Origin of the sequence: Micromonospora sp. NPDC049047, from assembly GCF_040649135.1 — a bacterium.
Classification (GTDB): Bacteria; Actinomycetota; Actinomycetes; order Mycobacteriales; family Micromonosporaceae; genus Micromonospora.
In genome coordinates, this window is sequence record NZ_JBEZEY010000002.1 from 448,501 (window position 1) to 471,948 (window position 23,448).

11 protein-coding genes are annotated in these 23,448 nt (G+C 72.7%); 10 read left to right on the top strand and 1 reads right to left on the bottom strand.

The window, feature by feature from the left end:
• Window positions 1–49 precede the first annotated feature (49 nt).
• The 3 genes from AB0B86_RS04980 to AB0B86_RS04990 are packed head-to-tail and all read left to right on the top strand — an operon-like array spanning window position 50 to window position 2,623.
• On the top strand, window positions 50–868 hold the full coding sequence (locus AB0B86_RS04980) for a hypothetical protein (RefSeq protein WP_357402470.1): 819 nt from the start codon (window positions 50–52) through the stop codon (window positions 866–868).
• Window positions 865–1,476 carry a hypothetical protein gene (locus AB0B86_RS04985; RefSeq protein ID WP_357402468.1) on the top strand — a complete coding sequence of 204 codons (612 nt, stop codon included), beginning with the start codon at window positions 865–867 and terminating at the stop codon, window positions 1,474–1,476. Before AB0B86_RS04980 ends, AB0B86_RS04985 begins: the two co-directional genes overlap by 4 nt.
• Before the next feature lie 4 nt (window positions 1,477–1,480).
• Window positions 1,481–2,623, top strand: a complete 1,143-nt coding sequence (locus AB0B86_RS04990) for an acyl-CoA dehydrogenase family protein (RefSeq protein ID WP_357402466.1) — start codon at window positions 1,481–1,483, stop codon at window positions 2,621–2,623.
• Window positions 2,624–2,651: 28 nt separating this feature from the next.
• Here AB0B86_RS04990 and AB0B86_RS04995 read toward each other — a convergent pair whose 3' ends face one another.
• Entirely contained in the window at window positions 2,652–3,287 is a 636-nt protein-coding gene (locus AB0B86_RS04995) for a response regulator transcription factor (RefSeq protein WP_357402464.1), read from the bottom strand.
• Between the two features lie 162 nt (window positions 3,288–3,449).
• Here AB0B86_RS04995 and sbnB point away from each other — a divergent pair, with 162 nt between their 5' ends.
• The 7 genes from sbnB to AB0B86_RS05030 all read left to right on the top strand — a co-directional run bounded on the left by sbnB (window position 3,450) and on the right by AB0B86_RS05030 (window position 23,413).
• The gene (gene sbnB, locus AB0B86_RS05000) at window positions 3,450–4,499 is read left to right on the top strand and encodes a 2,3-diaminopropionate biosynthesis protein SbnB (protein ID WP_357402462.1); all 1,050 of its coding nucleotides are present in this window, start codon (window positions 3,450–3,452) and stop codon (window positions 4,497–4,499) included.
• 15 nt (window positions 4,500–4,514) lie between these two features.
• A complete protein-coding gene (gene sbnA / locus AB0B86_RS05005) occupies window positions 4,515–5,519 on the top strand; it encodes a 2,3-diaminopropionate biosynthesis protein SbnA (protein ID WP_357415386.1) in 1,005 nt (334 codons plus the stop codon).
• A complete protein-coding gene (locus AB0B86_RS05010; protein WP_357415388.1) occupies window positions 5,516–11,758 on the top strand; it encodes an amino acid adenylation domain-containing protein in 6,243 nt (2,080 codons plus the stop codon). The genes sbnA and AB0B86_RS05010 overlap by 4 nt, the downstream gene beginning before the upstream one ends.
• Complete coding sequence (locus AB0B86_RS05015) at window positions 11,755–18,840, top strand: amino acid adenylation domain-containing protein (protein ID WP_357415392.1); 7,086 nt, start codon at window positions 11,755–11,757, stop codon at window positions 18,838–18,840. Before AB0B86_RS05010 ends, AB0B86_RS05015 begins: the two co-directional genes overlap by 4 nt.
• Complete coding sequence (locus AB0B86_RS05020; RefSeq protein ID WP_357402454.1) at window positions 18,837–19,655, top strand: ABC transporter permease; 819 nt, start codon at window positions 18,837–18,839, stop codon at window positions 19,653–19,655. Before AB0B86_RS05015 ends, AB0B86_RS05020 begins: the two co-directional genes overlap by 4 nt.
• Window positions 19,656–19,827: 172 nt before the next feature.
• Entirely contained in the window at window positions 19,828–21,090 is a 1,263-nt protein-coding gene (locus AB0B86_RS05025; RefSeq protein WP_357402452.1) for a sensor histidine kinase, read from the top strand.
• A 112-nt stretch (window positions 21,091–21,202) separates the two neighbouring features.
• Window positions 21,203–23,413: an MMPL family transporter gene (locus tag AB0B86_RS05030; RefSeq protein ID WP_357402450.1), complete on the top strand. Its 2,211-nt coding sequence runs from the start codon at window positions 21,203–21,205 to the stop codon at window positions 23,411–23,413.
• Window positions 23,414–23,448 lie beyond the last annotated feature (35 nt).

Genomic DNA, 23,448 nt, shown 5'->3' on the forward strand with positions numbered 1-23,448 from the left:
GGCGTCACCGCGGCTCACCGACCGGCGGCCGGTCCTCACGGTGACGCAGATGATCAGCCAAACCTTCGACACCGGCGGCACCCGCCTGGACGACCCGGTCACCACGGCGTTTCTGCCGGCGGTGGTCGCGAGCGGCGGCCTCGCCTTCCGGCCCGGGGCGCTGGAGCGCCCCGGTAACACCTACTCCGCGATGATTGAGCGCCTCAGCCCGGCGTTCGCCGAGCTGCGCGGACCGGTCGACCTGGTCGTGCTGGCGTACGCGACGCCGGACGCCGTGCCGGGTGCGGTGGCCGGCCCGCTGGCCACCGCGGTCCTGCCCGGCAACCCGTCCGCGTTCGCGGTCACCGATCAGGGCGTCGCGGCACCGTTCACCGCGCTGGCGTTGGCCGAGCTGTACGCGGCCCGTACCGGCCTCGAACGGATCGTGGTGCTACTGCTGGACCAGGCCAGCTTCCCGTACGAGGTGCCGGACTCCCCGGCGGTGCGGGTCGACGGCGACGCGGTGGTCGTGCTGGTACTGGAGCGCCCCGGTGCGGACGACGGTCGGGGCGGCTACGAGATCCAGCAGGACAGCGGCGTGCCGGCCGCGGAGTTCACCGAGCGGATCGGGCGGCTGTGGAAGCAGCTTGCCGACGACGAGGACACCCCGGTGCTGTTCGGGCCGGGCGTCGATCCGGCCTGGTCGCTGCCGATCAGCGCGGTGGACGTCCGGCACGTGGCTCCGGGCCAGCCGGGCACCGGACTGTGGCGCGAAGCCGCGGCCCGGCACTCCGGTACGGCGCGCGGCACTGTGGTGCTGATCGATCTGGATCCCAGTACCGGCGACCTGTCCGGATGCCGGCTCGACACCGGAGCGCCGCCGCGATGAACACCCGCCGGGGCACGCCGTTCGCCTTGGACGCCGGCCTCTACGAGCCGGTGTTCCGGGCCGCCGAGCAGGACGGGATCGTCCCGGCGCTGCGGGCGCTGAGCGTGTTGATGGAGGCGGAGCCGCCGGCGCACCGCGACGGCGGGGTGGCGGCCAGCGTCATCGGCGGGGTCCCGGGGGTCCCGCCGCTGGCCGGCTTCACCCTGCCGGGCGGCGCGGTGTCGTTCGGACGAGGTGCGCCCTTCCTGGCACCGGACCGGTGGCGCCTCGGCCTGCTCTGGTTGCGGCTGGGATCGTCGGCCGGTCGGCGCCGTACCTGCGTACGGTGGCTGGCCTCGCGCCGTTCCGGTGGCGGCGACCTGCTCCGCTTCCAAATGATCAAAGGACAGCTGGCCGACGTGCTGGTGGAGCACCAGGAGATCGCGGCCGCGCTCGACGGCATCTCGCTGAGCCCGGCCATGACCCTGCACCTGCATGACCGGATCACCGCCGCCGACCGGGCCGTGCTCGGCCTGTTCGGCGCCGCCGGCTTCCTGCGCGACGGCCCGGGCGGCGAGGCGCACGTGTCCGAGCTGCTGGCCGACGTCTATGCCGAAGGAAGGGGGTGACCCCGTGGACGACCGCTTGTACGCGCTGCGCCGCGAGGTGTACGGATGGGCGCGCGAGCTGCGCCGGCACTCGCTCGACGTGGACGCCGACCCGGCCCGCGTGCACGAGCTGCTGGCGCAGCCCGGTGTCGCCTACATGGAGACGCTGGGCATCCCACCGGAGTTCGGCGGGCCGGTGCTGCGCGTGGGCGGGTACCGGTACGACGGCATGTCGGCGATCGAGCGGGTGGTCTCCCTGGAGGAGCTCGCGTTCGGCGACGCGGGCATCCTGCTCGCCGCACCGGGCCCGTCGATGTTCGGCGTGCTGCTGTGCCAGCTCGGCAACGAGAAACAGAAGACGACCTACTTCGACCGCCTGCTGGAGCGTCCGACGTGGACGTTCTTCGGGCTCACCGAGCCGGACCGCGGTTCGGACGCTACCGCCATCACCACGGCGCTGACCCCCGTACCGGAACAGTCCGGCTTCCTGCTGGACGGCGCGAAACGCTACATCGGCAACGGCTCGCGGGCCACGTTCGGTGCGGTGTTCTGCCGTACGGGGCCGGGGCCGTTCGGGGTGTCGGCGGCGATCGTCGAGGCCGACAGCCCGGGGTTCACCGCCGAACCACTCGACATGATCGGCCTGCGCGCGGTGCAGATCTCGCACCTGCAACTCAAGGCCGTCCCGGTCCCGGTCGAGGGGCTGCTGGGTGCGCACCTGCCGACGACCCGTCGCGGCATGTGGGGCTTCCTGCAGGTCTTCAACCGGCTGCGGCCCACGGTCGCGGCGATGGCGGTCGGCGTGGCGCGGGCCGCCCTGGAGTACGCCGGGACCGAGCGGAGGCTGGCGCCCCCCGCTGTGCAGGAGGAACTCGCCGTGCTCGGTTCGCGCATCGACCTGAGCCGCGCGCTGGTGCACCGGGCGGCGCGGGCTGTCGACGCCCACGGCGACGGTCAGCCGGCGTCGGTGGCGAAGGTCAGCGCCTGCCGGCTGGCAGCGTCGGTGACGCTGCGCGCGGCGGCGCTGCTCGGCCCGGCGGCCCGGATCGAGCATCCGCTGCTTGACAAGTTCGTCCGCGACGCTCAGGGGCTGGAGTTCATGGAAGGCACCTCGAACATCCAGCGGCTCAACGTGATACCGGGACTGCTCGGGCACGACCTGCGCTGAGTCTCCTCGCGGTGTTCTCCGGCCGGGCTCACTGGCCCAGGTAGGCGAGCACCGCCATCACGCGCCGGTTGTCGTCGGTGGACGGCGGTAGCTGCAACTTGGCCAGGATGCTGTTGATGTTCTTGGCGATCGCCTTCTCGGTCACGAACATGGCGGCGGCGATCGCCGCGTTGGACCGGCCCTGCGCGACCAACGCCAGCGTCTCCAGCTCCCGGGCGGTCAGCTGGGCCAGATGGTCGCTGCGGCGCACCATGCCGGAGACCACGTCCTCGTCCATCACCGTGCCGCCGCCGGCGACCGTCCGCAGCGCCGAGATGAACTGCTCGCCGTCGAACACCCGGTCCTTGAGGAGATAGCCGATGCCGCCCGCGCCGTCGGCGAGCAACTCGGTGGCGTAGAGCTGCTCGACGTACTGCGAGAGCAGCAGCACCGGCAGGCCGGGACGCAGCCGCCGGCCCTCGAGCGCGGCCTGCAGTCCCTCGTCGGTGAACGTGGGCGGCAGCCGGATGTCGATCAGGGCGAGGTCGAAATCCTCAGTGGTCAGAGCGTCCCGCAGTTCGGGCCCGCTGGTCACTGCGGTGACCACCTCGTCGCCGTGCGCCTCGAGTAGCTTGACCAGGCCCTCACGGAGCAGGAACTGGTCCTCCGCGAGTATCAGGCGCACCGGTGTGTCCCCCCGTGTCGTCGGCGGCACTCCTCCGCCGGGCCTGCCGAACATAGCGCACCCGCACGGCCGGTCAGCCCGCGGTCAGTCACTCGTCAGCGCTCTCCGCGAGCCTGATCTTGCCGTGAAAGACAGTTCGTCCAATCGTGCAAGGGAGTCGTCATGTCAGTCGATCTGCCGGGTTTCTCGGTTGTCCCGGGCGCGCAGGTGAGCTCGGTGCTGGACGGCCAGGAGAAGGCGATCATCGATGTGGTCGAGCAGGCCTACCGGCTGCACGGCGAGGCGCTCACCATCAATCCGCGCTCGTACTTCCTGCGTTTCCCGGACCGGCCGACCGCCCGCATCATCGCCCTGCCGGCCTCGCTCGGCGGCGACGCCCCGGTGGACGGGATCAAGTGGATCTCGAGTTTCCCGACCAACCTGGAGCGGGGCATCCCGCGGGCCTCCGCCGTGCTGATCCTCAACGACCCGGCGACCGGATACCCGATCGGGTGCCTGGAAAGTTCGATCATCAGCGCCAGCCGGACCGCCGCCTCGGCGGCACTCGCCGCCGGCCGGCTCAGCGAGGGCCGCACTCGTCCGACCCGGATCGGCTTCGTGGGCGCCGGGCTGATCGCCCGCTACATCCACACCTACCTCAAGGCCGCCGGCTGGTCCTTCGAGCAGCTCGGCGTGCACGATCTGTCCGCCGGGTACGCGCAGTCCTTCGGCGACCACCTACGGCGCACCGGGGTGAGCGGCGAGATCGTCGTGCACGACTCGCACGAGCAGCTGGTGCGCGACAGCGACCTGGTCGTCTACGCCACCACCGCCGGCACTCCGCACGTGCACGACCCCTCCTGGTTCGCGCACAACCCGCTGGTCCTGCACGTGTCGCTGCGCGACCTCGGCACCGAGGTGATCCTGTCGGCGACCAACGTGGTCGACGACGTCCATCACTGCCTCACCGCGAACACCTCGGTGCACCTCGCCGAGCAGCAGACCGGCAACCGTGACTTCCTCGTCGGAACCCTTCACGACGTGCTCACCGGCGCCGTGCGCCCGGACGCCGGCCGCCCGCTGGTGTTCTCACCGTTCGGCCTCGGCGTGCTGGACCTCGCGGTCGGCAGGTTCGTCTACGACGAGCTGGCCCGCACCGGTCAGCTCACCACTGTCGACGGCTTCTTCCACGACCTCGACCGCTACGGATCGAGCGCTGGGCGCCCGGCCTGATCTGACGGAGATGAGATGCAGATAGTCACCACCCCTGACCGTTTCAACGTCCCCGACGTTTTCGTGGACCTCACCCGGCTGGTCGGCCAGCGGATCTTCCTGAAGTGCGAGGGCTTCAACTTCGCCGGGTCGATCAAGCTGAAGGCCGCGGTCGAGATGATCGACCACGCCGAGCGCGCCGGCACGCTTCGCCCGGGCTCGACCATCGTGGAGAGCTCCTCCGGCAACCTCGGGGTCGCGCTCAGCATGGTCGCGGTCAGCCGCGGCTACCACTTCATCTGCGTGACCGACGCGCGCTGCACCCTCACGGCCCGGCAGATCATGCGTACGTTCGGCGCCGAGGTCTACGTGGTCACCCAGCCGCACCCGGTGGACGGGCTGGTCGGCGCGCGGGTCCGGCGCGTACGCCAGCTCTGCGCCGACAACGACGACTATTTCTGGCCCGACCAGTACGCGAACACGGCCAACCAGGTGGCGCACTACACCCGGACCGGCCCGGAGATCCTGGACGCGTTCCCCGACCTCGACCTGCTGTTCGTCGGGGTCGGCACGGCCGGGACGCTGATGGGCACCACCCGCTACCTGCGCGAGCACCGCCCGTCGGTGAGGGTGGTCGCGATCGACGTCATCGGCTCGGTGACCTTCGGCGGCCCGAACCTGCCCCGGATGATCCCGGGGCTGGGCTCAGCCCTCCCGTCCAAGCAACTCGACGTCTCGTACGTCGACGACGTGGTGATGGTCCCCGAGGTCGACACCGTCCGGGCCTGCTGGCACCTGGCCCGCTCCGGCTTCCTGTTCGGCGGCTCCACCGGCACCGTGATCGCCGGCGCGAGCCGCTGGTACGAGGAGCACCCGGAGGCCGCCGGCGGCACCGCGGTGGCGATCGGCCCGGACTTCGGCGAGCGCTACCTCGACACCGTGTACCAGACGCAGTGGTTCACCGACCTGTACGGCGCCGAGATGATGGACGGCGACCACGCCGCCCCCGGCAGCACCGGAAGCGAGCGGATGTCGGCATGAGCGAGCGACTGACCCTGACCGCGGCCCAGACCGACGTCTGGTTCGACGAGGCGTTCTCCACCGACCGGCTGGCCTACACCATGGCCGACTACCTCGACGTACGCGGCCCGTTCGACGCCGAGACGTTCCGCGCGGCACTGCACCGGCTGGCGGAGGAAGCCGAGTGCACCCGATCGCAGTTCTCGCTCGGCGACGACGGTCCGGTGGTGGTCGTCCGCGACCTGCCCGACCTGCCGATCCGCTCGGTGGATCTGCGCGGGCACGAGGACCCGGCCGGCGAGGCCGTCGCCGCCATGTGGCGGGACCTGGCCGACCCGTTCGACCCGGCTGGCTTCCCGCTGTTCCGGGTCGTCGTGTTCCGGGTCGCCGACGAGCGCTCGCTGTGCTACCTGGCCATGCACCACCTGCTCTGCGACGGCTACAGCCGGGTCGTGCTGTACCGGCGGCTCGGCGACATCTACACCGCGCTGGCCGCCGGCACCGAGATCGGCGGCCAGCCGCTGGCACCGCTGCGGCTGCTGCTCGACGCGGAGCGGGCGTACGCGGCCTCGCCCGCCCTCGCCACCGACCGCACCTTCTGGGTCGAGCAGATGAGCCCGGCGCCGGAGCCGATGAGCCTGTCGGCGCGCCCGGCCACCCCGGCCACCGGCCTGCTGCGGCGCAGCCTCACCTTGGGCGGCATGACCGGCCGCAAGCTGCGGGACCGGGCCGCCGCGTACCAGGTCAGCTGGCCGGCCTTCGTGCTCGCGGCGGCCACCGCCTACCTCGGCCGGGCCGCTGGCCGCGAGGACGTGCTGCTCACTCTGCCGGTGGCCGGCCGGGTCGGTGCCGGCACCCGCGCGGTGCCCGGCATGGTCGCCAACTACCTGCCGATCCGGCAGCGTCTCACCGCGGCGACCACGGTCGACGACCTGCTGCGGCAGACCTCGCGTACGCTGCTGCGCACGCTGCGCCACCAGCGGTACCGGGTCGACAAGATCCGTACCGAGCTGGGGATGACCGCCGCGGACCGCCGCCCGTTCGGCCCGTTCGTCAACGTGCTGCCGCAGGAGCCCTCCTTCGAGCTGGGCGGGGCCGAGGCGCGGCTGCACAACCTGTCCACCGGCATCGTCGACGACCTGATGATCACCGTGTTGGACGCGCCGGACGACGCCGTCGAGGTCCACCTCAACGGCAACGCCGACCGGTACGCCGAGAGCGAGCTGGACGACCACCTGGCCCGCTACACCGCGTTCCTGCAGGAGTTCGCGCAGGCCGAGTCCGACACTCCGGTCAGCGCACTGCCGATGGTGACCGAGGCCGAGGCCGAGCTGCTGCGCCGCTGGCAGGGCGAGGTGCACCCGGAGGAGTTCGTCGGCGTGTTCGAGCGGATCCGCGCGGTGGCCCGTAGCCGGCCGGACGACGTGGCGGTCCTCGACGAGGACGGCACCATGACATACGGCGAGCTGGTCGGTCGGGCCAACGCGCTGTCCCGGCGGCTGGCGCCCGGCTCGGTTGCGGCGGTGCTCGCCCCGCCCGGTGGCTCGTTCATCACCTCGGTGCTGGCCACCCTGCACGCTGGCGCGGTCTGGGCGCCGCTCGACATCGACGCGCCGGTCGCCCGGTCGGTCGCCATGTTGCAGGACGCCGGCGTCGAGCACCTGCTCGTCGATCCGCGTTGCGCGGAGCTCGCCGAGCGGATCCTGGCCGAGGCCGGCGACTCCGCGGTGCGGCGGACCCGGGTGACCCGCAAGGCCGACATCCCCAGCCGATGGACCGAGCCGCTCGACCGGCCCGGCGACGTCGCGTACATCATCTTCACGTCCGGCTCGACCGGCCGGCCCAAGGGCGCCATGGTGCATCGCGGCGGGCTGGTCAACCACCTGCTCGCCAAGGTCGAGGACCTGAACCTGCGTGCCGACTGCCGGGTGGTGCAGAACGCGCCGGTGACCTTCGACGTGTCGGTGTGGCAGATGCTGGCCCCGCTGATCGTCGGCGGCACCGTGCGGGCTGTCTCCCGCCGCCGAGCGGGCGACCCGCAGGAGCTGTTCGGGCTGGTCAGGTCGGACGGCATCACGGTGCTGGAGGTGGTGCCGTCGCTGCTGCGCGCGGCATTGGACCTCTGGGACGCCGGGCTGCCCGCGCCGGCGGTCCGGCCGACGCTGCGCCACCTCATGGTCACCGGCGAGGCGATGCCCGCCGACCTGTGCGAGCGCTGGTTCGCCCGGCACCCCGAGGTGCCGATCATCAACGCGTACGGGCCGACCGAGTGCTCCGACGACGTGACGCACGCGGTGATCCGGGCCGGCGATCCGGTCGGTGCCCGGGTGCCGATCGGTTACCCGGTCCGCAACACGCTGCTCTACGTGCTCGACGACCACCTGTCGCCGGTCGGCGTCGGGGTGGCCGGCGAGCTGTACGTCGGTGGGGTCGGCGTCGGGCCGGGTTACGTGGGCGACCCGGTCAAGACCGCTTTCCGGTTCCTGGCCGACCCGTTCGCCGGGCCCGGCACGCGGATGTACCGCACCGGCGACCGGGTGATCCGCCGCGCCGACGGTCAGCTCGAGTTCATCGAGCGCCGCGACCACCAGGTCAAGATTCGTGGGCACCGCATCGAGCTCGGCGAGGTCGAGACGGCGCTGCGGGCGGTCGACGAGGTGGTCGACGCCGCGGTGGCCGCGGTGGCCGGCCCGGCCGGCACCCGCCTGGTGGCCTTCGTGACCGGGGTGGCGGACGCCGCGCTCGTGCGCACCCGGTTGGCGAGCGTGCTGCCGGACTACATGGTCCCCGCGGCGTGGCACGTGGTGGACGCGCTGCCGCTGACCGCGCACGGCAAGGTGGACCGCACCAAGCTGCTCACCCTGACCACGACCACGATCCCGTCAGCGGCCGCGATCGCCGCGCCGGGCGACTACGACCTGGTCGCCGTGGTGCGCGAGGTGTTCGCCGCGGTGCTGCAACTGGAGCAGGTGGCGGCCACCGACAGCTTCTTCGCCCTGGGCGGCGACTCGATCACCGCGATCCAGATGGTCAGCCATCTGCGGCAGCGGGGTGTCGTGGTGACACCGCGCGACGTGCTCACCGGGGTCACCCCGCACGGGATCGCACTGACGGCCGCCACGGTGACCGAGCCGCCGCCGGTGGCCGCGGACGGGACCGGCGAGGTGCTGCTGACCCCGATCGCCGCCCAGCTCTGGGAGGACGCGGGCGACCTGTCCGGTGCGGCCCGGCCGTACAGCCAGCACGTGGTGATCCGGACGCCGGGAGGCGCCGGGCGCGAGCGGGTGGCCCAGGTGCTCCAGGCGCTGGTGGACACCCACGACATGCTGCGGATGACGGTCGACAGCCCGTCCCCCGGTTTCTGGCAGCAGCGGGTCGTGCCGGCCGGCCGGGTCGACGCGGGAGAGCTGCTGGCGTACGCCGAACTGCCGCGCGGCGCCGGCCGCGACGTTCCCGCCGAGATCGAGCGGCACCTGGCCGCCGCCCGCGACCGGCTCGACCCGGCCAGCGGCGCCACGATGCGCGCCGCGCTGCTCGACGACGGCGACCAGCCCGGCTGGCTGTTGCTTGTGGTACACCACCTCGCCGTCGACGGCGTCTCCTGGCGCATCCTGCTCGCCGACCTGGAGGCCGCGTGGACCGCTGTCGCTGCGGGGGAGCAGCCGCGGCTGGAGGCCGTGCCGGTCTCCTACCGCCGGTGGGCGGCGACGCTCGCCGAGGAGGCACGCGTCCCGTCGCGGGTCGCGGAGATGGCTTACTGGCTCGGCCAACAGGCGCCCGCCGTGCTCGGCACCCGGTCGCCCGACCCGGCGGTCGACACCTACGGCACCTCCGCGACGCTGCGGCTGGAGCTGGACGCCGCCACCACCACGGCGCTGCTCACCGAGCTACCGGCGGTCTTCCACGCCGAGATCAACGACGTGCTGCTGACCGCGCTGACGCTGGCGATCGTCGAGTGTCGGGGCATCACCGAGTACACCGTGGAGCTGGAGGGGCACGGCCGCGAGGACCTGCGCGACGGGCTCGACCTGTCCCGCACCGTCGGCTGGTTCACAAGCGTCTTCCCGGTGCGGTTGAGCACCGCCGGCCTCGACCCGGACGCTGCCTGGTCCGGCCCTTCCGGCGTGGGCGACCTGCTCAAGCACGTCAAGGAGCTGCTGCACGCGGTGCCCCAGCGCGGCGTCGGCCACGGCCTGCTGCGGCACCTCAACCCGCAGACCGCCCGGCTGCTGACCGGCGAGCCGCCCCGGATCGGGTTCAACTACCTGGGCCGGTTCGTCGCCTCGGACGGGTCCGCGCCGTGGACCCTGGACGCGGGCACCGGCATCGGCACCGGCTTCCACCCGGATCTGCCGCTGCGGCACACCCTGGCGGTCACCCCGTTCACCGAGCAGCGCGCCGACGGCCCGCACCTGGTGGCGGACTGGCTCTGGGCGCCCGGCGCGCTGGACCGCCCGGACGCCGAGGAGATCGCCCAGGCGTGGTTCAGCGCGTTGCGGCTGCTGGTGGCGCACTGTCGCACCCCCGGCGTCGGCGGGCACAGCCCGTCGGACTTCCCGCTGGTCAGCGTCGAGCAAGACGAGGTGGACACCTGGTCGGCCGGGCAGAAGCTCACCGACGTGCGGCCGTTGACCGCCATCCAGCGCGGGATGCTCGCGCACAGCCGGTTCGGTGCCGGTGCCGGGTCGATCTACCACCTGCAGGTGACGGCCGACCTGGTCGGCGCGACCGACCCGCTGCGGCTGGCAGCGGCGATGACCGCGCTGGTCCGCAAGTACGACGTGCTGCGCACCGGATACCTGCATCGGGACACCGGCGGCCCGGTCGCCCTGGTCCGCCCGGACGGCAAGGTGCCGTGGCGCGAGCTGACCGCCAGCGGCGACGCTGAGCTCGACCGGCTGGCCGACGAGGACCGGGACCAGCCGTTCGACCTGGACCGGCCGCCGCTGATGCGGTTCACCCTGGCCCGGCTGGACGAGGCGCGCACGCGTCTGATCTGGACGCTGCACCACATCGCCGTCGACGGGTGGTCCATGCCGTACCTGGTACGGGACCTGCTCGCGATGTACCAGGACGAGGATCTCGCGGAGATCTCAGGGCCGCAGTTCACCGACTACCTGAACTGGATCGCCCGGCAGGACCGCGATGCCGCCCGGCGGGCCTGGCACACCGCGCTGGCTGGCGCGTCCGGCCCGACGCTGGTGGCGGGGCACAAGCCGCGAATGGCGATCGGGCGTACGGCCTCGTCGACGCGGTGGCTGCCGGCTGGCGTCACCGCCGCGCTGACCGCGCTGGCCGCCCGGCATGAGGTCACCGTCGGCACCGTGGTGCAGGCCTGCTGGGCCCTGCATCTGGGCCGGCTCACCGGGCGCGACGATCTGCTCTTCGGCTGCACGGTCTCCACCCGCCCGGCCGAGCTGGCCGGCATCGACCAGACGGTCGGGATGTTCCTGAACACCCTGCCGGTGCGGGTCGTTTTGCAGCCGGGCGAGGCGTTCGGCGGCCTGCTGCGCCGCGTCCAGGACGAGCAGGCGAACCTGCGCCGCTACGACTACCTCGGCCTGGCCGAGATGCTGCGCGGCAACCCCGCGCTGGCCGGCGTCGGGGAGCCCTACGACACCGCTGTGGTCTTCGACAACTTCCCGGCCCTGGACCCCGGCGAGCTGACCGGCGAACCAAGGGTGGAGAACGTTGTCGCCCGCGATTCCCGGCACTATGCGCTGAGCCTGGTCGTGCAGCCCGGCGCCGAGCTGGAACTGCGTTTCGATCACGCACCCGAGGCGATCGGCCCGGACCGGGCCACCGAGATTGCCGAGGAGTTCCTGGCACTGCTGACCACCGTGGCGGGCGCCGATCCGCGCGCCTCGGTGGACGACCTGGCCGGGCCGATCAGCCCGGCGGTCGCGCGGCAGTGGCCCGAGACGTCGGCGCCGGCGTTCACGCCGAGCCGTGAGCAGCCGTCCGAATTCGATCTGCGGGCGGTGTTCGCCGAGGTCCTCGGCCTGGAGCAGGTCGGCGCGACGGACAACTTCTTCATGCTCGGCGGCGACTCCATCGCGGCCGTGCAGGTGGTCGCCCGCGCCCGGCTACGCGGCTGGGAGATCACTCCGCAGGACATCTTCACCGCGCCGCAACCGGCTGCTCTGGCTGCTCTGGCCGTCGCGGTCGGCGACGAACCCGCCCCGGCGGCGACCGTGCCGCTAATCGAGTTGTCCGTCGACGAGATGGACGAGCTCGACTTCGATCTGGAGCTGCAATGAGCATCGACCACCGCGCGAGGAGCAGCGAGTTTCTTCCGCTCACACCCCTGCAGAAGGGCTTGCTGTTCCACGCCCGCCGCGTCGAACAGGGCGCCGACGTGTACGTGCTACAGCTGGTCGCCGACGTGCGCGGCGACCTCGACCCAGCCCGCCTGCGCCAGGCCTACGCCCAGCTGCTGCACCGGCATCCGGGCCTGCGGGCCTGCTTCCGCACCGGCCGCTCCGGCGAGCCGGTGCAGGTGGTGCCAGCGTCGGTGCCGATCGAGCTGACCGAGGTGGACCTGAGCGCGGTGCCCGAGGCACAGCGCGCGGCCCGGCTCGAGCAGCACACCGACGCCGACCGGACGGCCCGCTTCGACCTGAGCCGGCCGCCGCTGCTGCGCGCCACGCTGATCCGGCACGGCGCCGACCGGTGGCGGTTTTTGCTCACCGTCCACCACATCCTGGTCGACGGCTGGTCGCTGCCGATCCTGCTGAACGACCTGTTCGCGGCGTACGCCGGCGTTGCGCAGGAGCCGGCCGCGGCCGGCTACCGCGAGCACTACGCCTGGCTCGCCGGACGCGACCGCCAGGCGGCCGCCGAGGCCTGGCGCCGCGAGCTGGCCGGCCTGGACGGGCCGACCCGGGTGGCGCCCGACGCACCGCAGGCGCCCGTGCTGCCGTCGGTGCACACGGTGCGCCTGCCGGCGGCGGCGACCCGACGACTGACCGGCTTCACCCGCGGCCAGGGGATGACGCTCAACACCGCGGTGCAACTGGCCTGGGCGATCGTGGTCGGCCAGCTGACCGGGCGTACCGATGTGGTCTTCGGCGCGGTCGACGCGGGTCGCGCCGCCGGGGTGGCCGGCGCCGAGTCGATGGTCGGCATGTTCGCCAACACCGTGCCGGTACGCGGCCGGCTCGACCCGGCCGTACCGGTCACTCAGGCGCTCGCCGAGCTGCACATGCAACAGGCCGCGCTGCTGGCGCACCGGCACCTGGGCCTCGCCGAGGTGCAGCAGGCCGCCGGCATCACCGACCTGTTCGACACGGTGCTGATGTTCCAGAACTACCCGGCCGACTACGACGCGCTCGGCTGGCTGCGCGGCAGCCTGACCGTGGACGGCGCCGAGGTCCGCAACGCCACCGAGTACCCGCTGAGTCTGACAGCGGTGCCCGGCGACGAGCTGGAGCTGCAGGTCGGCTACCGGCCGGACACCGTTGCCGAGGGCGAGGCCCGGCGGATCGCGAACCTGCTGGTGCGGCTGCTCGGCAGCCTGCCGGAGCAGGCCGACACGCCGCTGGGCGGGCTCGACCTGCTCGACGACGAGCTGCGCTCGACGCTGCTCACCGAACGCAACGACACCGCCGTGGCCTGGCCGGCCGGCCTGCTGCCGGAGCTGCTCGCGGCGACCGTGAAGACCTGGCCGGAGACCACGGCGCTGGTCAGCGGCGAGACCACGCTGACCGCCCGGCAGCTCGACGAGCGGGCGAACCGGCTCGCCCGGCTGCTGCGGGAGCGCGGCGCCGGCGCGGGCAGCATCGTCGCGATCGCGCTGCCGCGCGGCACCAACCTGGTGGTCGCCGCGCTCGCGGTGCTCAAGGCCGGCGCGGCCTACCTGGCCGTGGACCCGGACCACCCGGCCGACCGGGTGCGGTTCATGCTCGACGACACCGCCGCCGACCTCGTGCTCACCACCTGCGGCTTCGACGCGGACCTGGGCGCCGCCCGGCCGATCCACCTCGGAACCGCGGAGTTCGAGCGGGAGCTGGCGGCCACGCCGGCCGAGCCGGTCGCCATCCGGTACGCGGCGGACGACCCGGCGTACGTCATCTACACCTCCGGCTCCACCGGCCGGCCCAAGGGGGTCGTGGTGCCCTACGGCGCCCTGACCAACCTGGTCCTCGACATGCGCGAGCGCCTCGAGGTCACCCCGGCCGACCGGCTGCTCGCGGTGACCACATTCGGCTTCGACATCGCGATGCTGGAGCTGTTCGTGCCGCTGCTGGCCGGCGCCACGCTGCTGCTCGCCGACCGTGCCACCGCCCGCGACCCCGACGCGCTGGCCGCCATGGTGACCGGCGCCGGCGCCACAGTCATGCAGGCCACCCCGAGCCACTGGCAGGTGCTCGCGGCCGCGCACCCGTCCTGCCTGTCCGGCCTGCGGGTGCTGACCGGCGGCGAGCCGCTGGGCACCGCGCTGGCCGCGCAGCTCACCGCGCACGCCGCCGACGTGGTCAACCTGTACGGCCCGACCGAGACCACCATCTGGTCCACCGCCTGGCGGGTCGACATCACCCGGGCGGGCGCGCCGCCGATCGGCTCACCGATCGCCAACACCCAGGTGTACGTCCTCGACCGCGCGCTGCGCCCGGCACCGCCCGGTGTGGCCGGCGAGTTGTACATCGCCGGTGACGGCCTGGCGCACGGCTACCTCAACCGGCCGTCGCTTACCGCCGGCCGGTTCGTCGCCGACCCGTTCGGCCCGGCCGGCTCCCGGATGTACCGCACCGGCGACCTGGCCCGCTGGGCCGCCGACGGCCTCCTGGAGTGCCTGGGCCGGGTGGACCGGCAGGTGAAGATCCGTGGGCACCGGATCGAGCTCGGCGAGATCGAGTCGGTGCTCGCCACGCACCCGACGGTGCTGCGAGCGGCGGTCGTCGCGAGCACCGGCGCGGCCGGCGTCCGGCTGATCGGGTACGCCGAGCTGGCACCCGGCGGATCCCGGCCGGACGGCCGCGAACTGCACGATTACCTGGCACAGCGGCTGCCGGAGTACATGGTGCCGGTAGTGGTGCTGCCACTCGACGACCTGCCGATGACACCCAGCGGCAAGATCGACTACAAGGCGCTGCCGGAGCCGGAGTTCACCCGCACGGCCGGCCGGGCGCCCGGCACCCCCGAGCAGGAGCTGGTGTGCCAGCTCTTCGCCGAGGTGCTCGGCGCCGCCTCGGTCGGCCCGGACGACGACTTCTTCGAGTTGGGCGGGCACTCGCTGCTGGTGGCGCGGCTGCTGGTGCGGGTGCGGGCCGCGTTCGGAGTCGAGGTGGCAGTGCGCACGGTCTTCGAGCAGCCGACCCCGCGCCGCCTGGCCGCCGCGCTGCACGTCGCGGACACCGCGACGCGTACGCCGCTGGTCAGCGCCCCGCGCCCCGAGCGGCTGCCGTTGTCGCCCGCGCAGAGCCGGCTCTGGTTCCTCAACCGGCTCGACCCGGCCGGCGGCGGTTACAACGTCACCCTGGCGCTGTGGCTACGCGGCACGCTCGACGTCGCCGCGCTGGCCGGTGCGGTCGCCGACGTGAGCCGGCGCCACGAGATCCTGCGCACGATCTTCCCGCAGGACGCCGAGCGGCCACGCCAGCACGTCGTTGACGCCGAGGCGACCCTGCACGTGGTGCCCGGCGCCGACCCGGCAGCCGTGCAGGCGGCCGCGCACCGCGGCTTCGACCTGGTCACCGAGGTGCCGCTGCGGGCGTACCTGTTCGAAGCCACCCCGGACGAGCGCCTGCTGCTGCTGGTCTTCCACCACATCGCCTTCGACGGTTGGTCCGCCGTCCCGTTTGCCGAAGATCTGGCCGCGGCCTACCGCGAGCGCACCGGCCAGGGCGGCCCGGCGGCCGAGCCGCTGCCGGTGCAGTACGCCGACTACGCGCTCTGGCAGCGAGACCTGCTCGGCGACCCCGATGACCCGGACAGCCTGGCCGCCCAGCAGGTCGGCTACTTCCGGCGCACCCTGGCCGGTCTGCCGGAGGAGCTGAACCTGCCCACCGACCGGCCCCGGCCGGCGGTGGCCGGTTACGCCGGTGACCGGGTGCTGCTGCGCGTGCCGGCGAAGCTGCACGCCGCTGTGGTCGCACTGGCCCGGCAGTGCGAGGTCACCCCGTTCATGGTGGTGCAGGCGGCGCTGGCGACCACGCTGAGCAAGCTGGGCGCCGGCCGCGACATCGCGCTGGCCACCGCGGTCGCCGGGCGCACCGACCGGGCCACCGAGACCCTGGTCGGGTTCTTCGTCAACACCTTGGTGCTGCGCACCGACCTGAGTGGCGACCCGAGCGTCCGGGAGCTGCTCACCCGGATCCGCGAGGCCGACCTGGGCGCCTTCGCCCACGCCGACGTGCCGTTCGAGCAGGTGGTGGAGGCGCTCAACCCGGCCCGCTCGCTGGCCCGGCCACCGCTGGCCCAGGTCGCGCTGGTGCTGCAGAACACCGCCGCGCCGGTGCTGGACCTGCCGGGCATCACGACGGCTCCGCACGACACCGGGGTGGTGGCGTCCACGTTCGACCTGGCGCTGACGCTGTCCGAGCACGACGGCGACGGCCTGGACGGCGCGCTGGAGTACAACACCGACCTGTTCGACCCGGCCAGTGCCGAGCGCGTCGTCCGGCGGTTCCTGCTGGTGCTTGCCGCGCTGGTCGACGACCCGGCGCTGCCGGTCAGCCGGATCGACGCGCTGGAGCCGGCCGAGCGGGCCCAGATCCTCGGCGAGTGGAGCCGCTCGTCGCTGCGGACCGCACTGCCCGACCGCGACCTGGCGGGGCTCTTCGCCCGGCGGGCCGCCGAGGGCGGTGCCCGCGAGGCGCTGGTCGCCGGGACCGAGCGGCTCACCTTCGACCAGCTCGGCGCCCGGGTGCACCGGCTGGCCCGGGAACTGCTGGCCCGCGGGGTGGGCGCCGGCGACATCGTCGCGCTGGCCCTGCCGCGCGGCACCGAGCCGGTGGTCGCGGCGTTGGCGGTGCTCGCCGCCGGTGCGGCGTACCTGCCGATCGACGCGGCCAACCCGGCCGAGCGGATCGGCTACCTGCTCGGCGACGCCCGGCCGGTACTGCTGATCACCACCGCCGCCACCACGCCCCAACTGCCGGAGCTGCCGCCCGTGCTGCTGCTCGACGACGCGGGCACCGCCGGGGCGCTGGCGCGGCACGAGCCCGGCGCGGTCACCGACGGCGAGCGACGCCGCCCGCTGCGGGCCGACGACCCGGCGTACGTCATCTACACCTCCGGGTCCACCGGCCGTCCCAAGGGAGTGGTGGTCGCGCACGCCAGCGGCGTGCATCTGGCCGCCGACCACGGCGCGCGGTTCGGCGTCGGCGCGGAGTCCCGCGGGCTGCAGTTCGCCTCGTTCGGCTTCGACGCCGCGTTCTGGGAGATGTGCGTGTCGCTGCTCTCCGGCGGCGCGATGGTGGTCGCAGCGGACGAGGCGCGGGCCGGCCGGCCACTGGTCGAGCTGCTGCACGCCGAGCGGATCACGCTCGCCGTGCTGCCGCCGGTGGTGGTCGGCGCGTTCCCGCAGGACTGCGACCTGCCTGACGGGTTCGTTCTGGCGGTCGCGGGTGAGGCGTGCCCGCCCGAGGTCGTCGAGCGGTGGGCCCCGAACCGCATCATGATCAACGCGTACGGGCCGACCGAGACCACGGTGTGCGCCAGCGTCAGCGACCCGTTGCGGGCCGGCGCGCGCCCGCCGATCGGCCGCCCGGTCGCCGGTCACCGGATCTACCTGCTGGACGACCGGTTACAGCCGGTGCCGGCCGGCGTGCCCGGCGAACTGTACGTCGGCGGCACCGGCCTGGCGCTGGGCTACCTGGGCCGTCCCGCGCTGTCCGCGCAGCGGTTCGTGGCCGATCCGTTCGGCCCGGACGGCGCCCGGATGTACCGCACCGGCGACGTCGCCCGCTGGCTCGGCGACGGCAGCATCGACTACCTGGGTCGCTCCGACCATCAGGTGAAGATCCGCGGCTACCGGGTGGAGACCGGCGAGATCGAGAGCGCGCTGCTGGCCGCCGGGTCGATCGCCCAGGCCGCCGTGCTGGTGCGGGAGGACCGGCCGGGGTTCCCGCGGCTGACCGGCTACCTGGTGCCGGAGCCGGGCCACGCCGTGGACGACGAGGCCGGGCTGCGGGCCCGACTGCGCCGCGGCCTGCCGGACTACATGGTGCCGGACGACCTGGTGGTGCTGGACGAGCTGCCGACCACGATCAACGGCAAGGTCGACCGCGCGGCGCTGCCGGCACCGCAGCGGCGGCGCGCGGCGAGCCGTCCGCCGAGGACCGCGCTGCAACGCACGCTCTGCCGGGCGTACGCCGAGGTGCTCGGCGTCGACGAGGTCGGCGTCGACGACGACTTCTTCGACTGCGGCGGCAACAGCATCCGCTCGGTACACCTGGTGTCCCACGCGGAACAGGCCGGGCTGCGGCTGACCATCGTGGACGTCTTCACCGACCGCACCCCGGCACGGCTGGCCGAGCGGATCCTCAGGGCCGGCCCGCAGACGGCTGCGGACGGCTCGACGGACGCCTTCGCCCCCGTGCTGACCATCCGCGGGTCGGGCACCCTGCCGCCGCTGTTCTGCGTGCACGGCGGGATGGGGCTGAGCCTGACCTACGCGGGGCTGGCCGCGCACCTGGAGGCCGAGCGGCCGGTGTACGGGCTGCAGAGTCCGTACCACGACCCGGCGGCGGGACTGCCGGAGAGCATCGAGCAGCTGGCCGGGGCCTACCTGGAGCAGGTGCGCGCGATCCAGCCGTCCGGGCCGTACCACCTGCTCGGCTGGTCGTTCGGCGGCCTGGTGGCCTTCGAGATGGCCCGAATGCTGCAGGCCGACGGCGAGCAGGTGGCCTTCCTGGCCGACCTGGACAGCTTTCCCTACGAGGCGGCGCGCGACGAGCCGCTGCCGGACGAGGCGGACCTGACCGCTCGGCTCGCCGAGTACCTCGGGTACGCGGAGCAGGGCAGCGGTGAGCCGCCGATGACCCTGGCGCGGATCGTGGACCGGCTGCAGAGCTCGGACGGCGGGTTGGCCGCGATCGGGATGGAGCGGGCCACCCGGATGCTCACGTTGATGCGCCGGCATGCCGAGCTGGTCCACGCCCACGTCCCGGGCGTCTACACCGGAGCGCTGCACCTGGTCACGGCCACCGAACGGGTCGATCCAGCGCTGCTGGCGGACCGGGCCCGGCGCTGGGAACGGCACGTGGCGGGCGAGATTCACCGTCTCGACGTGGACTGCGTCCACGAGTTCATGATGCATCCCGGCCCGCAGACGCGGATCGGTTCCTGGGTGGCGCGGGAGTTGAGTGCTCTCGCGGGCAAGGAGGCGCAACGATGACGACGCAGGCGGGTACGGTCCCGGCCACAGGGCCGGTCGCACTGTTTGTGGAGACGGTGGCGCTGTGCGGCCGCCGTTTGCGGCGGCTGCGGCGCAGTCCCGGCCGGCTGGTCGGGATGGTGATGAACCCGCTGGTGATGCTGGTGGCGGTCGGCTATCTGTTCGAGGGCGCGCTGGTGTCGCCCGGTACCGGTAGCTACATCGACTACCTGATGGCCGGCGTGGTGCTTCAGGTCGGTCTGGCCGGTATCGGCCCGACCGCTATCAGCGCCTCGATGGACGTGCACGGCGGGTTGATGGACCGGTTCCGGTCGCTGCCGATCTCCCGGGCCGCGGTTCTGGCCGGGCACGCGATCAGTGACACCGTCGCCGGGATCGCGGGGTTGCTCGCGGTGACCGGCGTGGGCCTGGTCCTGGGCTGGCGCCCGCACGCCGGTGCGCTGGACGTCGCCGCCGGCTTCGGGGTGGTGATCGTGTTCATCCACGTGATGGCGTGGGTGGGCATCCTGATCGGCCTGCTGGTGAGGTCGGTCGAGTCGATCGACTCGATCGGTGCGCTGGTGGTGGTGCTGTTCACGTTCCTGTCCAACGTGGTCTTCCCCACCTCAGCCATGCCGGGCTGGCTGCGCCCGGTGGTGGACTGGAACCCGGTGAGCGCCGTGGCGACGGTGATCCGCAGGCTGTGGGGCGCGCCCGGACAGGACGTGCCCGGCTTCGCCGGTGACCACGCGAGCGCTGTTCTGATGATCACGGTGGGCGCGTTGCTACTGGCCACGAGCTGGCTCAGCGTACGGCGCCTGCGTGCCGCCGACTGACGGCCGAACCGTACGGAACGGTGGCCCTCCGCTCCGCTTCACAGGCGGAGGGCCGGCGGCGCGATTGTGGTTCTACGACCACTGTGCCCAAGGGTCCCCATCGGCATAATTGAGGCAACACAGAAAAGACGGGGAGGGCCCGGGAATGGCCGCCGACGAAAGCCGAAACAAAGTGACAAACACCAATTCTGGTACGGCTCTGCTGCGCGGTGCCGCACTGACCGGCCTGGCGATTGTCGAGGCCCTGCAGTTGCTGTGGATCAGCCTCTGTGTGTGCCTGACCGTGGTCGGCGTCGGGGTGCCGCTGCTGCCCCGGGCGCTCAACGGAGCCCGCTCGCTGACCGCCCTGCAGCGCCGACTGGCCCGCCAGTGGGCCGGCGTCAACGCCGAGGAGGAGTACCTCCCGCTGCCGGACCGCCCCGGCTTCGTCGGCGACCTGCAGCGGGCCTGGACCATGCTGGGCGACCGCTCCACCTGGCGCGACCTGCGCTGGCTGCTGGTCAACCCGTTCGTCGGCCCGGTGCTCGGCTTCCTGCCGGTCGTCGCGATCGTCGAGGGCCTCTGGGGCCTGACCCTCCCGTTCACCTGGGAAATCGTCGAGAAGGACTGGGGCTGGGACAACAGCTGGTTCTCCTTCATCCCGCTGAACAGCCAGACCACCGCGTGGCTGGCCGCCGGCCTCGGCCTGGTCGAGATCTTCGTCGGCGTGATCCTGGCCCGGGTGCTGCAGCGGGTGCACGGCCGCTGGGCCGGCGCCATGCTCGACGGCCGCAGCCGCGCCGAACTGGCCCGGCGGGTGCAGCACCTGGCCGTCACCCGGTCGGACGCGGTGAGCCAGCAGGCCGCCGAGATCAAGCGGATCGAGCGTGACCTGCACGACGGCGCCCAGGCTCGGCTGGTCTCGATGGGCATGACCCTGGCCGCCGCCGAGACGCTGCTGAAGAAGGACCCGGAGCAGGCCCTGGTCATGGTCACCGACGCCAAGAACAGCTCGGCGACAGCGCTGCGGGAGCTGCGTGACCTGGTCCGCGGCATCCACCCGCCGGTGCTTGCCGACCGCGGTCTGGTCGACGCGGTGCGAGCCCTGGCCATGTCGCTGCCGCTGAGGGTCGAGGTCACCGAGGACGTGCCCGGCCGGGTGACACCGCCGGTCGAGTCCGCCGTCTACTTCGTGGTCTCCGAACTCCTGAACAACGTCATCAAGCACGCCCACGCCACCCACGCCAGCGTCGACATGCGTTACATCGACGGCAAGCTGCGGGTCACCGTGCACGACAACGGCGTGGGCGGCACCGACCCCGAGCGCGGCACCGGCCTCAAGGGCATCGAGCGCCGGCTGCTCCCCTTCGACGGCATCGTCACGGTGTTCAGCCCGTTGGGCGGCACCACCGACGTCGCGGTCGAGGTGCCCACCGAAATCGTCAGCGTCAGTTAATCCTGCCGGCACAACGATCCCCGGCGTACCGCCGAATGAACCGAATGTGAATCGCTCTGCACCGCTCCGCGAATCGGAGCGCGGGCCGGGCTGCGCAGAGAGAGGCTTGAAAATGTCGGGAAAGAAGACGGCGGTCGCGACCAGGGTAGCCACCTGGAGTGCGCTGAATCCGTGGAAGGCGACAATTGTCTGGGTGGTGTTCGTGGTGGCGGCCGTGCTCGCCGGCGGCGCCACCGAGACCCGCCAGGCCATCGAGGCCGAACTGCAGGTCGGCGAGGCCGCCACGGCCGCCCGGATCATCGACGACGGCAGCCTGCAGGACCCGGCCGTGGAGAACATCCTGATCACAAAGACCGGCGGTGGCCGGCTCGACACCGTGGCGGCCACCCGGGCCACCGACGAGCTCACCCGCCGCCTGGGCGCCGTCCCCGAGGTGGAGTCGGTCGCCAAGCCGGTGCCCGCCGAGAGCGGCGCGGCGGTCCTGCTGCAGGTCACCATGAAGGGTGACTACGACACCGCCGGCGAGCGGGTGGCCCCGCTGCAGAAGGTCACCACCGAGGTGCAGGGCGCCCACCCGGACCTGCTGGTCGAGCAGGCCGGATCGGCCTCGATCAACAGCCAGTTCGAGGAGTGGATCGGCAAGGACATCGCCAAGGCCACCACGTTCAGCGTGCCGGTGACCCTGATCATCCTGGTGGTGGCGTTCGGGTCGCTGCTGATGGCCGCAGTCCCGGTGCTGCTCGCGCTTTCCGCGGTGCTGTCGGTGCTGGGTCTGTGGGCGCTCGCCTCGCAGGTGGTGCCGGACCCGGGCATGGTGCCGGACATCGTCGTGCTGATGGGCATGGCGGTCGGCGTCGACTACTCGCTGTTCTACCTGCGCCGATACCGCGAGGAGCGCCGCGCTGGGCGGGAGAACATCGCCGCCGTGGAGATCGCCGCGGCCACCTCCGGGCACGCGGTGCTGGTCTCCGGCGTCGCCGCGATCCTGTCGATGGGTGCCCTCTACCTCGCCGGTGACGCCGTCTTCGCGGCCATGAGCACCGGTGCCATCCTGGTCATCGCGGTCGCCATGCTGGCCTCGATCACCGTGCTGCCGGCCCTGCTGGCCAAGTTCGGCCCGCGGATGATGCGGCCGCGCCGCCGCTGGTTGCGCTGGCTGCCCGACAGCAACACCTCGACCCGCAGCCCGCGGCTGTGGAACGCCCTGCTCGGCCCGGTTCTGCGGCACCCGGTCATCGCACTGGTCCTCTCGGCCGGCGCCCTGGTGGCGCTGGCGGTGCCGGCCGCGAGCATGGATCTCAAGTCGACCCAGATCAGCGACTTCCCGCGCAGCCTGTCCACGATGACTACCTACGACCGGGTGACCGAGAACTTCCCGTCGTCCGGCAACACCATCCAGGTCGCCGCCGAGATCTCCTCTGGCGACGTCGCCGCGCTGCGGGCCCGGTTCGACCAGCTGGCCGAGCGGGCGCAGCAGGACGAGGCGTTCCGCTCCGGCCTGCCGCCGCAGATCCGCTACTCCCCGGACGGCCGGGTCGGTGTGCTCGAGCTGAACACCCCGTACAAGGCGGACTCGGACCAGGCCCACGACGCGGTCGACCGGCTGCGGGACACGATCGTGCCGGCCACCGTCGGCGGCCTGTCCGGCGCCGAGGTCGCGGTCGGCGGCGAGGCCGCCTCGGACATGGACTACACCGCCAACCTCAACGAGAGGCTGCCGTGGGTGGTCGCCGCGGTGCTACTGCTGACCTTCCTGGTGATGCTGCTGGCGTTCCGCTCGGTCGTTATCGGCCTGACCACGGTCTTCCTCAACCTGCTCTCGGCCGCAGCCTCGTTCGGCGTGCTCGCGCTGGTCTTCCAGGGCACCTGGGCCGAGGGCCTGCTCGGCTTCACCTCGACCGGCCACGTGGTCTCCTGGGTGCCGATGCTGCTGTTCGTGGTGCTGTCCGGGCTGTCGCTCGACTACCACGTCTTCGTGGTCACCCGGATCCGCGAGGAGGTGGTGTCCGGGATGACCACCCGCAACGCGATCGCCTCCGGTATCACGCGCACCGCGGGCGTGGTGACGAGCGCGGCGATCGTCATGGTGGCGGTCTTCTCGATCTTCGGCACGCTCAGCTTCATCGAGCTCAAGCAGATCGGTGTCGGCTTGGCCGTCGCGATCGTGCTCGATGCCACCATCATCCGGGTCGTCGTCCTGCCGGCGCTGATGGCGCTGCTGGGACACGCCAACTGGTGGCCCGGCCTGCGCCGCAGGGCGGCCGTTCCGGTGCAGACCAGCGTCGAGAGCGCGGCACCGGAGGTGTTCACCCCCGCGCGCTGATGATCAATCCAGTCAGACAAAAATCCTGTTGAGAA

What these genes read in the sequence shown, in the direction of transcription:
- AB0B86_RS04980 (WP_357402470.1), top strand. Translation starts at nt 50, where the DNA reads ATGATCAGCCAAACCTTCGACACCGGCGGCACCCGCCTGGACGACCCG.
- AB0B86_RS05010 (WP_357415388.1), top strand. Translation starts at nt 5,516, where the DNA reads ATGAGCGAGCGACTGACCCTGACCGCGGCCCAGACCGACGTCTGGTTC.
- AB0B86_RS05020 (WP_357402454.1), top strand. Translation starts at nt 18,837, where the DNA reads ATGACGACGCAGGCGGGTACGGTCCCGGCCACAGGGCCGGTCGCACTG.
- sbnA (WP_357415386.1), top strand. Translation starts at nt 4,515, where the DNA reads ATGCAGATAGTCACCACCCCTGACCGTTTCAACGTCCCCGACGTTTTC.
- AB0B86_RS04985 (WP_357402468.1), top strand. Translation starts at nt 865, where the DNA reads ATGAACACCCGCCGGGGCACGCCGTTCGCCTTGGACGCCGGCCTCTAC.
- AB0B86_RS05015 (WP_357415392.1), top strand. Translation starts at nt 11,755, where the DNA reads ATGAGCATCGACCACCGCGCGAGGAGCAGCGAGTTTCTTCCGCTCACA.
- AB0B86_RS05030 (WP_357402450.1), top strand. Translation starts at nt 21,203, where the DNA reads ATGTCGGGAAAGAAGACGGCGGTCGCGACCAGGGTAGCCACCTGGAGT.
- sbnB (WP_357402462.1), top strand. Translation starts at nt 3,450, where the DNA reads ATGTCAGTCGATCTGCCGGGTTTCTCGGTTGTCCCGGGCGCGCAGGTG.